A 12,533-nucleotide genomic window follows, 5' to 3' on the forward strand; every position below is an offset into this window, starting at 1 on the left:
AAAACAAACAGAAATCGAGGAGGGCGCATGTGGAGCAGTTATTAAAAAAATATTTTGGATATGAGCTTTTCCGCCCAGGCCAAAAAGAAATCATTGAAAAAATCATGGCTCAAGAAGATGTCTTGGGTATCATGCCGACTGGAAGCGGAAAATCAATATGTTATCAGCTACCTGCGCTAGCCTTGGAAGGGGTGACGATCGTCGTTTCTCCCTTGATCTCTTTGATGAAAGATCAAGTGGATGCTGCGAATCAACTGGGGATCGCTGCTACGTTTATTAATAGTTCATTAGAAGGATATGTAGTGGCACAACGTTTTCGTTCATTAGATGAAGAAAAGTATCAATTGTTATATGTTGCACCAGAACGTTTTATCATGCCTGATTTTATCCAAGCGATGAATCGTTGGTCCGTTCACTTGATTGCCATTGATGAAGCCCACTGTATCTCGCAATGGGGGCATAATTTCAGACCCAGTTATTTACAGATGGCGAATATTTTAGAAGGTATTCCTCAGCGTCCGCCCATCGTGGCCTTGACAGCAACTGCTACTGTCCCTGTAGCGACAGATATCAAAAGACTTTTAAAAATCCCTGAACAGAACCATATTCAAACTGGATTTGCACGAGAAAATCTGAGGTTGCAGGTTATCAAAGATCAAAAAAAAGAACAATATTTGGTCGAGTATTTAAAAGTGAATCAAAATCAATCCGGCATCATTTATGCCGCGACTAGAAAAGAAGTGGATCGACTATATCAGTTGTTGGCGAAATTTGGTTTTTCCGTTGGCAGATACCACGGCGGTATTTCAGAAAGGGAACGGACGGAAATGCAAGAAGCTTTCCTCTATGATCGTATTCAGCTATTAGTAGCAACGAACGCTTTTGGAATGGGGATCAATAAAAGTAATATTCGTTTTGTCATTCACTACCAAATACCAGGTTCATTAGAAGCATATTATCAGGAAGCTGGTCGTGCCGGAAGAGATGGCTTACCTAGTGAAGCCATTTTGCTATTTGCGCCACAAGATGTGCAAGTCCAAAAGTTTTTTGTTCAACAATCGCAACGTGAGGAAGCACAAAAACATAAGGAATACGACAAGATCCGAGCAATGACTGAATACGTCCATATCGAATCCTGTCTGCAACAATATATTCTTTCTTACTTTGGAGAAGCAAGCGAGCCTTGTCAGCGTTGTGGCAACTGTCTTGATGATCGTGAACTTGTCGATGTGACCACAGAAACGCAAATGGTTTTGTCTTGTTTGAAACGAATGGGTGAGAACTACGGAAAACAATTACTAATGAAAGTCCTTGCCGGATCAAAAGATCAGAAAATCAAACAGTTTCAGTTTGATCGATTGTCTACTTATGGTCTACTAAGGAATCTGTCACAAAAAAATATATTACAGTTGATCGACTATCTGATTTCAAGTGGCTACTTACTTGCGGCTAGTGGTGAATACCCTGTTTTGAAAGTCAGCGATCTTGGGGTGCAAGTGCTTATGGGAAAAGTAACTGTCCACAAAAAGGAACCCAAAAAAGTGCAACAATTGTCGCATGACGAAACGGATGGTCTATTTGAAGTATTACGCCAGTTACGGACTGATTTAGCTGTTGATGCAGGTGTTCCGCCGTATGTTGTTTTTTCAGATGCGACACTCAAAGAAATGAGTCAGCATCGACCAAATGACCGATTGGCACTTCTCCAAATCAAAGGGGTAGGGCAAAGCAAGCTTGATAAGTACGGTGAAATGTTCTTGCAGGTAATCAAAAATTTCCAAGAAAGCGCTACGCCAAGTGACAGTTAAAAAACCTAAAAAAAAGCCTAGATAAATCTAGGTTCTTGCTCAGTTATCGCATAAAATATGCTATAATGAATGAACTTAGAAATGGAGGGAAAGGCAAATGGATTCTCTTTCAAAAGAGACGGCACTCAATGTGTTGATTGATGAGGCAGATCGCATCAAGCGTTTGATCCAAAATCAAACAAACAGTCTTTGTATCTCGCAGTGCAAAGCCTTTGAAGAGGTAGTCGATACACAAATGTATGGATTTTCTCAACAAGTGAGTTTTGCGATACGTGTAGGGATCATTGAAAAAAAAGAAGGGCAACTGATGCTCAGTGAGTTAGAACGTCAATTGAATCACTTATACAATGAAGTTTACCGAGAAAATTATGATAAAAAAGAAAGTGGCAAGGGGGAATAAGCTTGCCGAATAAAGTGAAAAAAAGGCATCTGTTGGATTACAGTATTTTGATTCCATATTTGATTTTATGTATCATCGGGTTGATCATGGTTTATAGCTCCACCTCCTACTTGCTATTAGCAAATGGGAGCAATCCAGCGTCATCAGTCATCAATCAAAGTATTTTTTGGGTGCTTAGCTTGATCGTTATTGCATTCCTATACAAAATGAAAATCGGTGTATTAAAAAATCAGCGATTGATCATGGCGGCTATCGCAGTCTTGACGATTTTATTATTGATCGTCTTATTTTTTGGGGAAGAACGTAATGGTGCAAAAGGTTGGCTTGAAATTGCCGGATTTTCTATCCAGCCCGCCGAATACCTAAAGATCATTGCCATCTGGTATCTTTCCTTTACTTTGTCACAGAGACAAATGAGTGTGCAAAAAAACTTCATTGCAACGGTCAAACGACCTTTATTGTTAGTACTTGCCTTGACAGTGTTAGTGGCAAGTCTACCCGATTTTGGGAATGCAACGGTTATTTTTTTGATCATCATCGTGTTACTATTAGCTAGCGGCGTCAATTATTTTTACACCTTGATCGTCGGTGTCGGAGGAATCATTTTTAGTGTAGTAACAATTTGGTTGATCAACGTGACCCAAGGGAAACTTTTCCCTGGTCGCCTACAATATATTTATCATCGTTTTGAGATTTTTCAAAACCCTTTTACTGATGAATTGAATAACGGACACCAAATGGTGAATGGTTATTATGCGATGTTCAACGGTGGTCTATTCGGTCGCGGATTAGGGAATAGTATCCAGAAAAAAGGATTTCTACAAGAAGCGCAAACCGACTTTATCTATGCCATCGTAGTAGAAGAATTAGGAGTGATCATGGGTATTTTGATCTTAGCTTTATTGATGTTCATGATTGCGCGTATCATCTTAGTGGGTATCCGCTCAAAAGATCCATTTAATTCTTTGCTATGTATCGGAATCGGTTCGATGTTTCTGATCCAAGTATTTGTCAACCTTGGCGGGATCACTGGGATCATCCCATTGACAGGGATCACATTCCCATTCTTGAGTCAAGGTGGTTCGAGTTTGCTGATGCTTTCGATCTGCGTAGGTTTCGTCCTGAATATCAGCGCAGATGAGAAACGGAAGAGTTTAGGTATTTACTAAAATTGACGTAGGAGTGATTCGATGAGAAAAGTTTTGGTAGCTAACAGAGGAGAAATTGCTGTACGGGTATTTCGTGCCTGTACAGAATTAGGGATCCAAACTGTAGGTGTCTATGCAGAAGAAGATGAATATTCCGTGCATCGCTTTAAAGCGGATGAGGCATATCTAGTTGGTAAAGGAAAAAGACCGATAGATGCGTATCTTGATATTGAAGGGATTCTTGAGATTGCTAAGGCTAGTGGAGCGGACGCGATCCATCCCGGTTATGGATTATTATCTGAAAACTTACACTTTGCCACACGGTGCAAAGAAGAAGGCATCACTTTTGTTGGGCCAGAACTTCATCATCTTGATATTTTTGGCGATAAGATCAAAGCGAAAACAGCAGCAATCGAAGCTGGTATCGCATCGATCCCTGGGACAGATGGTCCAGTAGAGTCAATTGAAGAAGTTTTATCATTTGCTGAACGTCATGGCTATCCAGTGATGATCAAAGCAGCATTAGGCGGTGGCGGTCGTGGGATGCGTGTAGCATATGACGAAAAAGGCGCTCGTGAAGGATATGAACGTGCAAAAAGTGAAGCGAAAGCTGCTTTTGGTAGTGATGAAGTCTATGTTGAAAAGTATATCGCTGATCCGAAACACATCGAGGTCCAGATCTTAGGGGATACCCATGGAAACATCATCCATCTCTTTGAACGGGATTGTTCAGTCCAGCGGCGTCATCAAAAAGTCGTAGAAGTCGCTCCTTGCGTTTCGATGAATGAGCAACAGCGTCAACGTATTTGTCAGGCTGCTGTCCAGTTGATGAAGCATGTGGGGTATGTCAATGCAGGGACAGTCGAATTTTTAGTGGAAAATGACGAATTTTATTTTATTGAAGTCAATCCACGTGTCCAAGTGGAGCATACGATCACTGAGATGATTACGGATGTCGATATCGTGACGACGCAATTATTGATTGCACAAGGAAAAGATCTGCATAAAGAAATCGGATTGCCACAGCAAAGTGAAATAAAAATCAAAGGTTCAGCCATCCAATGTCGGATCACAACGGAAGACCCATTGAGTAACTTTCTACCAGATACTGGTAAGATCGATACGTATCGCTCACCAGGTGGGATGGGCGTCCGCTTAGATGTAGGGAATGCCTATGCAGGTTACATCGTTACCCCATATTTTGATTCGCTTCTAGTAAAAGTTTGTACCCATGCGGCTGATTTTGCAACAGCGATCCAAAAAATGGAACGTTGCTTGAGAGAATTCCGTATCCGTGGAGTGAAAACAAATATTCCATTTATGTTGAATGTCATCTTGCACCCAGAATTTCAATCAGGACAAGCTAAAACGACGTTCATCGATAGTACCAATGAATTATTTGACTTCCCACGCTTACGTGACCGTGGAAATAAAACGATGAAATACATCGGAGAAATCACAGTAAATGGTTTCCCTGGCATTGAACGTGGTGAAAAACCATATTACGATGCACCACGTATGCCAAAAGAGCTGATCACTCGTCCGGATTACATCACAGCAAAAAATGTCTTAGACAAAGACGGCGCTTCTGCATTAGTGGATTGGGTCAAACAACAAGAAAATGTGTTATTGACAGATACCACGTTTAGAGATGCCCATCAAAGCTTATTGGCTACTCGTGTGCGCACAAAAGATTTCAAAGAAATCGCGCGATTGACTGGTGAAGGGCTTCCTGAGCTGTTTTCAAGCGAAATGTGGGGCGGTGCAACATTTGACGTCGCCTATCGTTTCTTGAATGAGGATCCATGGAAACGCCTGAGAAAGATTCGCTCCTTGATGCCAAATACTTTATTGCAAATGCTCTTTAGAGGATCGAATGCTGTCGGCTACTCCAACTACCCAGACAACGTGATCGCTGAATTTATCAAAGAAGCAGCGACACAAGGCATCGATGTCTTCCGGATCTTTGACAGTCTGAACTGGGTACCGCAAATGGAAAAGAGTATCCAAGCCGTTCGTGATACAGGGAAAATTGCAGAAGCGACGATTTGCTACACAGGTGATATCAATGATCCAAGTCGTGCGAAATACAATGTGCAATATTATAAGGACATGGCAAAAGAGCTGGAACAGTTAGGCGCTCATCTGATCGCAATCAAAGATATGGCAGGACTGTTGAAACCGCAAGCTGCTTATCGCTTGATCAGTGAACTGAAGGCGACAACGGATCTACCAATCCATTTACACACACATGATACGAGTGGCAATGGCATCATCACTTACTCAGCAGCAACTAAAGCGGGTGTCGATATCGTCGATGTAGCGATGAGTGCGATGAGTGGAAATACTAGCCAACCAAGTATGAGCAGTTTGTATTACGCTTTGGTCAATGGTCCACGTGTACCAGAAATCAATATTGAAAATGCGCAACAGTTGAATCACTATTGGGAAGATGTTCGCATGTATTACAAACCATTTGAGAATGGCTTGAATGCACCTGAAACTGAAGTTTATATGCACGAAATGCCAGGTGGACAATACTCGAACTTACAACAACAAGCCAAAGCAGTTGGCTTAGGTCATCGTTGGGATGATATCAAAAAAATGTACCACACAGTAAACTTGATGTTTGGTGATATCGTCAAAGTCACGCCTTCTTCTAAAGTTGTAGGCGATATGGCCTTGTTCATGGTCCAAAATGAGTTGAGCGAAGAAGACATTTACGAAAAAGGCGAGACATTGAGTTTCCCTGAATCAGTCGTTACCTTCTTCCAAGGTGAATTAGGCCAGCCAGTAGGCGGGTTCCCAGAAAAACTCCAAAAGATCATTTTGAAAGGTCGTCCAGCCATCACCGAACGTCCAGGATTGTTCGCTGAAACAGTAGACTTCGAAAAAGTCAAAGCAGAATTAGCTAAAAAGATCGGCTATGAACCAAAACAAGAAGAAGTCTTGAGTTACTTGATGTATCCACAAGTCTTCTTGGATTATCAGACCGCTTATAATCAATTTGGCGATGTCACATTACTGGATACACCGACTTTCTTCCAAGGGATTCGTTTAGGGGAAACGGTCAACGTTCAAATCGAAAAAGGCAAGATCCTGATCATTCGTTTAGACGAGATCGGTGAACCTGATATTGAAGGAAATCGTGTGTTATTCTTTAATTTGAACGGTCAACGAAGAGAAATCACCGTCAAAGATACGTCGATCGTCAGTGCGGTAAAAACTAGACGAAAAGCAGAACCAACCAATCGCGAACAAATCGGTGCGACGATGTCCGGTTCAGTTTTAGACGTCTTGGTGAAAAAAGGCGATACGGTCAAAAGAGGCGATACATTGATGGTTACTGAAGCAATGAAGATGGAAACGGCCATTGAAGCACCATTTGATGGAGAAATCGCACATCTCTATGTTGTTGCTGGCGATCCCATTGCCTCAGGAGATCTATTGATCGAAGTTACAGAAAAATAAGAAAGGAGAGGGAACATTTGAAACGACTAGGTCTATTTATAGCAACACTACTATTCGTCACGTCGGCTTTATATTTGGAGCCAGTAGTGTTCCCTCCCAAACTTGAAACATCCACGCAAGACCAACAACTGATAGGAAATCAAAATCAGGTAACGTCTTGGAAATACCAGGAGCTAAATGCGACTGGCTTTTCTACATATATTGGTCGATCAGTCACCGAATTAGAAGCAGAGATTGGTTCACCTAAAGATCGTTTGACGAGCGGATTCGGCTTTGAGATCAGATATTATCAAGATCCAATTCAACAAATCGTACTTGAAGCAAATATACAAAATGACCGAGTAGAGGCTATCAAAGTTTTAAATGCGAACGCAACTAGTTTGACACCATTTGCCGTTGGCATGACTATGCAGGATCTGACAGAGATTACAACGATTTTTCCGAACTTCACATTTGAGTATGAAGAGACAGAAGTCGGAATCGAGTTAACTGAAGAAGACATGAATTATCGTCCCTTGATTGCTTTTGATAACGGTACATTTGCGATGCTTTTCTTTGATCAAGACACAGGTGGATTATTTTCAACAGTTTATTTAAATAAGAAAAGCTTATTGAAATTAATGCCTTACCAGGTCTTTGGAGAGGGATTGCCCCACTACGAAATGGACAGTTCAGCAGACTGGGAAAGTATCAATCAATCAAGAGAGCGTGTCATCACTCGAGTATTGACGAGATTACGCCAAGAAGCTGAACTGCCTGATTATCATTACTCTCCAGATTTTATGATCCAAACGAATGTACTGTTAACAGACTTTATCGAACAACCAGAAGAATGGTTGGCAGAAAATCGTTTGGCAGAGTGGCAAATGGCAACACAGACTTCGCAAACTACAGTTAAATTTACGTTGTCAAATGATGAAATCAATCGCTTAGTGGAAAAACGACAATTAGATCAAACAACTGGGATTTTCATGCATCCAATCATTGATCCGACTTTTTCAGTGTTATTGTTATATACTGATCCTTATTATCATGATCGATTCTTGGAAAAAGAACCAACACAGTTAGGCGTTGCGTTTTCGAAAGAAAACATGTTAGTCTTAATGAAGGAAAAAGAGGAGACTAGTGAAAGCAGTGATAATCAATGAGGAGTTGTTTGAACTGGAGGACCAGTGTCATCAGCTTGTTCAAACGATTGTAACAAGTAAAATGATGGAACAATATCTCAAAACTAAAAAAGAGATGGAAACTTCTATCAACGTCAACCAGTTAAAAAATGATTTTATTGTAAGCAGACAAGCATTTGAAGAAATTTCACCTTATGGAAAGTACATTCCAGAGTTTCGTGAAAAACAACGAACTGTACGCCAAGCCAAAAGGCAGTTGGATCTAAATGAGGAAGTAGCAGCTTTTCGAATAAGTGAAACAGAATTACAAAAGATACTAGATTCCATTGGAAAACAACTTGCACATACGATTTCGACGGAGATCAAAATCAGTGCAGGTAGTCCATTTTTTGAAAAAAGTGAAGGGTGCGGAGGAAACTGCCATGGACATAGAAAATAAAAAATTTGAACAAACACATCGGCGAGGGTTAGTCGTGTGGGTATATAGTTTAAAACAATTGAAAAATCTTCGCAAATTTGGATTAGTGCATTATGTCTCTCGTAAAATGAAGTATGTGATCATGTATTTAAATGAAGACAACTATGAACAAACGGAAGAAAGGATCAAGAAATTACATTTCGTACGAAATGTCGAACGTTCTTATCGACCAGATATCGAAATGAATTTTGCTGAAAAAATCGGCAAAAAGGCGGACACAAAAGAAGAAGGCTTCGAGATCGAAGAATTAAACACCAAGATCCGCTTAGCTGATCACGTTTTCTAGTAAAGAGAGTCTAGCGTTATAGTTAATAAAATCGACGAAAATGAAGAAAATGTGATAAAAAGATTTTGAATAGTTATAAAAAGTTAAATTAAGAAAAAATAGACTTGAGAATTGACGATTTTAGTCGGAATCAAGTCTATTTTTTTGGTATACTAATAACAGTATGTTTCAAGGAGTGAGTAGATGCGAGTAATTTCAGGAGATTACGGCGGTCGCCGTTTAAAAAGTTTAGCAGGGCCAAATACTCGACCGACGTCTGATAAAGTCAAAGAGTCGATATTCAACATGATCGGTCCTTATTTTAATGGAGAGGTCGTTTTGGATCTTTACTCAGGAAGCGGGGGTCTAGCGATCGAAGCAGTTTCCAGAGGCTGTAGCTACGCAATCTGCGTGGAGAAAAACTATCAAGCACTAAAAATAATCAAAGAAAATATTGAAATCACTAAAGAACCGAACAAATTCAATACAATGAAATTAGATGCTGATAAAGCGATTGAGTCACTGGCGAAAGAAGATCAAAAGATTGATATTCTATTTTTAGATCCACCTTATGCTAAACAAAAAATCGTCGATCAAATTAAACGTATGGAAGAATTGGCTCTTTTTCAGGATGCTGCCTTGATCGTATGCGAAACAGATAAGTCAGTGGAGCTTCCTGAGACAATAGGAAATTTTCAACAAATCAAACAGCAGACCTATGGCATCTCTGCGGTGACCATTTATAGAAAAGAGGAAATATAAATGAGAAGAGCTTTATTTCCAGGGAGTTTCGACCCATTGACTATGGGACATTTAGACACGATCGAACGAGCTGCGAAGTTGTTTGATGAAGTGATCATCGGTATCTTTATCAATACATCAAAAAAAACATTGTTCACGGCTGAGGAACGCTTGGAATTGATCACACAAGCAGTCGCACACTTAGAAAATGTCCGAGTGATCCACCAAGAGACACAGTTGACAGTGACGACGGCAAAAGAACTAGGTATTCAAGCGCTGGTTCGAGGTGTTCGCAGCTTCAAAGATTTTGAATATGAACGTGACATTGCGCAAATGAATCATCATTTGAGTCCTGAATTGGAGACGGTGCTTTTTATGGCAAAACCAGAGTATAGCCATATCAGCTCAAGTATGCTTAAAGAGGTTCTTTATTTTGGTGGGGACGTGAGCACCTATTTACCTACTGTGATCAACGAAGCATTAGCTAGAAAGCGTGAAAGTGATGCAGAATAAGAAATGGTGGAAAACATTATCCGTAATCCTTTTAGGTACGTTATTAGCAGGCTTTGTCATTGTTCCTTTACCCTATTATGTGGAGGCTCCAGGTGCCACAATTGATCTTAAAGATATGATCACAGTCAATGATCAAGAAGATAAAGAATCAGGCTCTTTCTCTCTCACTTCTGTAGGAATCAGAAGAGCAACAGGATTTGGTGTCGTCTCCGCACTGCTGTCAGATTTCAAAGATGTTATCAGTGAAGAAGAGTTGACTGGTGGAGCGACAAATGAAGAATATAATCAGATGCAAAAATATTATATGGAATCCTCACAAAATGCCGCCATCGAGCAAGCCTTGAAACTAGCGAATATTCCGTATACGATGGAATTCAAAGGTGTCTATGTCATGGGCGTCGAAAAAAATTCGAGTTTTTACAAGAAACTATCTGTTGGCGATACAGTCACGAAAGTAGATGGGATGAGTTTCAAGAGTGCGGAAGAATTTATGGAGTACGTGAAAGGACAGGAAGTAGGACAGGTTGTCACAATCACCTTCATCCACAATGGCAAAGAAGAAGAAGCTTCAGGTAAACTGATCGAGTTATCGACAGATAAAAAACCAGGAATCGGGATCACGTTGACCGACCATACAGAAATCGCCACAGACACAGAAGTGGCAATCAATTCTGGTTCAATCGGTGGCCCTTCAGCAGGCTTGATGTTTACTTTGGAGATCTATGAACAGTTGACCCATAAAAACATCCGTAAAGGGAAAAAAATAGCCGGTACAGGGACAATCAATCGTGCAGGTGAAGTGGGACGAATCGGTGGAATCGATAAAAAAGTGGCAAGTGCAGACGAAGCAGGAATGAATATCTTTTTTGCGCCAGATGATACGATTTCTGAGGAAGTGAAAAAAGAAAATCCAGATATCAAAACGAACTATGAAGAAGCCAAAGCTGCGGCTAAAAAACTCAATACATCGATGAAGATCGTTCCGGTCAAAACAGTGCAAGATGCCTTAGAGTATCTTGAGAACATGAAATAAACGGTTTATCGACTTGTATGTTTTGTACTCATATTTTAAAGCGAGGTCTAGACATGTTTAGCCTCAACTAATAATGCGCCATCCACGAAAATTGTTTTTTAAATTTTTGTGAGTGGCGCATTATTTTTCGAAGAGTTTCTATCTGTTCCCGCCGTTTATTCGGTTTAGGTGGTACGAAAGGGCTCATGTCCCCTCTTTTTCTTTTTTTTTCAATAATTACAAAAAAACGTTTTGTTATTTTGTAGGTAATTTTAAGTAAGTTTGCTACTATATAAAAAAGAGTTAGAAAGGGGCAAGATAAATATGGAACAACCAAGCAATCGAGAATCATCATTCGATATCGGAGAATATTACTCCGAAAAAAAGTATAAAAAAAATTTTGGGCATTTGCGGAAAACAGCAGACTTTAAACGTGTATTGATTGATTTTGACAAACAATTGGAAGAAACGAAAGACCAACTGTCAAAACATCGAAACGGTGTGTTGTGGACCAGGCGCTTACTTGCAGATTTTCGACAGAAGAAGTTGAGTAAAACGGATAGAGTTTTCAATTTTATTCTTAGGCGTAAGAATAAAGAGCCTAAAAAATATGAGAATACACTAAAGGATTTGAATAGTAAATATTTTAAATCAGAATATATTCAATCGATTGTTGCTAAAGATGTATGGATTGATTCAAAAGAAATCGTTGATGAAATCGAGCGCTTAGCTTCAAGAGCGAAATCTATCCCTACGGCTCGCGGGTTGAAACTAAGGGAACAGCTTCGAGCACAATCTTCGGAGCAAAAAAAATGGCGTCAACCTGAAACAGAAGATGAATTACACTACAGTACCCTTTCTTTCCTAGAGGAAGGTGGAGAAAGCGAGAAGTCTCGCAAGATAACTATCCATGGAAAAGATGACTCCGTTATTTACGCAGTAATCCGACGAGCGAACAATGGGGAGAACGTTTCATCGTATATAGAAGTTTCCCATAATGAAGAGGAACGAATCGAACGACCTATAACTGGACACCACAGAAATTCTTCCGTTCATGGCGAGGGAGCATTTACTGGTCATCATGAGCAACAAAGCAAACAACCAAGACGGTTATCACCAATTTCAGAGTTGCAAGAAAATAATGGAAGAAAAAATTCATTGAAAGATGAGGTTGAACGACGTGATTCGAAACCTCGAGAAGTAAAATCTGCGATCAATCAAGGACTTATTTCGTCAAAAAACTTATCTGTAGAAGGTGCTGTGCAATCGGTGAAACAACGAATCTTGGAAATAGAGAACAGATCTGGGAAGTCCGACCGTATGGTTTTTAATAGTCATAATGACTCAGGCAAACGTTCATTTGGCATGACCAAACAAGCAGCAATGAGTAAGTCAGGGGAAAATCGACGACCAGCTCCGCCTTCTCCAAGTTTGAAGCCGAAACCAAGGATAGAACCAACTAAATAAACCGTGGATATAAAAATAAAAGAAATCATCATTTGAGGCGTATTTAATAGTGAAGGAACATCGAAGTATAGATGTTTTTTCACTATTTTTTAGAAAGGAAAAT

Annotated in this window: 11 protein-coding genes; all 11 read left to right on the forward strand. The window is 40.1% G+C overall.

Annotated features, from left to right (window positions below; translation table 11 throughout):
- The first annotated feature begins 29 nt into the window (after positions 1-29).
- The 11 genes from recQ to IGK01_RS05765 all read left to right on the forward strand — a co-directional run bounded on the left by recQ (position 30) and on the right by IGK01_RS05765 (position 12,430).
- A complete protein-coding gene (gene recQ, locus IGK01_RS05715) occupies positions 30-1,808 on the forward strand; it encodes a DNA helicase RecQ (RefSeq protein WP_438840556.1) in 1,779 nt (592 codons plus the stop codon).
- A gap of 97 nt (positions 1,809-1,905) precedes the next feature.
- Positions 1,906-2,208, forward strand: coding sequence for a YlaN family protein (locus tag IGK01_RS05720; protein ID WP_010735661.1), 303 nt, complete (start codon positions 1,906-1,908; stop codon positions 2,206-2,208).
- 2 nt (positions 2,209-2,210) lie between these two features.
- On the forward strand, positions 2,211-3,377 hold the full coding sequence (locus IGK01_RS05725) for an FtsW/RodA/SpoVE family cell cycle protein (RefSeq protein WP_438840557.1): 1,167 nt from the start codon (positions 2,211-2,213) through the stop codon (positions 3,375-3,377).
- 21 nt (positions 3,378-3,398) lie between these two features.
- Positions 3,399-6,827 (forward strand): pyruvate carboxylase, encoded by a 3,429-nt coding sequence (locus tag IGK01_RS05730; RefSeq protein WP_023519529.1) that lies wholly within the window; start codon positions 3,399-3,401, stop codon positions 6,825-6,827.
- A 17-nt stretch (positions 6,828-6,844) separates the two neighbouring features.
- Positions 6,845-7,975, forward strand: a complete 1,131-nt coding sequence (locus tag IGK01_RS05735; protein ID WP_062805346.1) for a CAP-associated domain-containing protein — start codon at positions 6,845-6,847, stop codon at positions 7,973-7,975.
- Positions 7,962-8,393, forward strand: coding sequence for a YlbF family regulator (locus IGK01_RS05740; protein ID WP_041684405.1), 432 nt, complete (start codon positions 7,962-7,964; stop codon positions 8,391-8,393). Before IGK01_RS05735 ends, IGK01_RS05740 begins: the two co-directional genes overlap by 14 nt.
- On the forward strand, positions 8,377-8,718 hold the full coding sequence (locus tag IGK01_RS05745; RefSeq protein WP_010735656.1) for a YlbG family protein: 342 nt from the start codon (positions 8,377-8,379) through the stop codon (positions 8,716-8,718). Before IGK01_RS05740 ends, IGK01_RS05745 begins: the two co-directional genes overlap by 17 nt.
- A gap of 183 nt (positions 8,719-8,901) precedes the next feature.
- Complete coding sequence (rsmD, locus tag IGK01_RS05750) at positions 8,902-9,459, forward strand: 16S rRNA (guanine(966)-N(2))-methyltransferase RsmD (protein WP_023519532.1); 558 nt, start codon at positions 8,902-8,904, stop codon at positions 9,457-9,459.
- A complete protein-coding gene (gene coaD / locus IGK01_RS05755; protein WP_010735654.1) occupies positions 9,460-9,951 on the forward strand; it encodes a pantetheine-phosphate adenylyltransferase in 492 nt (163 codons plus the stop codon).
- Positions 9,941-10,984, forward strand: a complete 1,044-nt coding sequence (locus IGK01_RS05760) for a SepM family pheromone-processing serine protease (protein ID WP_438747905.1) — start codon at positions 9,941-9,943, stop codon at positions 10,982-10,984. The genes coaD and IGK01_RS05760 overlap by 11 nt, the downstream gene beginning before the upstream one ends.
- A 303-nt stretch (positions 10,985-11,287) precedes the next feature.
- Complete coding sequence (locus IGK01_RS05765) at positions 11,288-12,430, forward strand: hypothetical protein (protein ID WP_438840558.1); 1,143 nt, start codon at positions 11,288-11,290, stop codon at positions 12,428-12,430.
- The last annotated feature ends 103 nt before the right edge of the window (positions 12,431-12,533 follow it).

The sequence above is a fragment of the Enterococcus sp. AZ080 genome, assembly GCF_051714945.1.
Lineage (GTDB): Bacteria > Bacillota > Bacilli > Lactobacillales > Enterococcaceae > Enterococcus_B > Enterococcus_B pernyi.

What these genes read in the sequence shown, in the direction of transcription:
- rsmD (WP_023519532.1), top strand. Translation starts at nt 8,902, where the DNA reads ATGCGAGTAATTTCAGGAGATTACGGCGGTCGCCGTTTAAAAAGTTTA.
- IGK01_RS05720 (WP_010735661.1), top strand. Translation starts at nt 1,906, where the DNA reads ATGGATTCTCTTTCAAAAGAGACGGCACTCAATGTGTTGATTGATGAG.
- IGK01_RS05745 (WP_010735656.1), top strand. Translation starts at nt 8,377, where the DNA reads ATGGACATAGAAAATAAAAAATTTGAACAAACACATCGGCGAGGGTTA.
- IGK01_RS05765 (WP_438840558.1), top strand. Translation starts at nt 11,288, where the DNA reads ATGGAACAACCAAGCAATCGAGAATCATCATTCGATATCGGAGAATAT.
- coaD (WP_010735654.1), top strand. Translation starts at nt 9,460, where the DNA reads ATGAGAAGAGCTTTATTTCCAGGGAGTTTCGACCCATTGACTATGGGA.
- IGK01_RS05760 (WP_438747905.1), top strand. Translation starts at nt 9,941, where the DNA reads ATGCAGAATAAGAAATGGTGGAAAACATTATCCGTAATCCTTTTAGGT.
- IGK01_RS05730 (WP_023519529.1), top strand. Translation starts at nt 3,399, where the DNA reads ATGAGAAAAGTTTTGGTAGCTAACAGAGGAGAAATTGCTGTACGGGTA.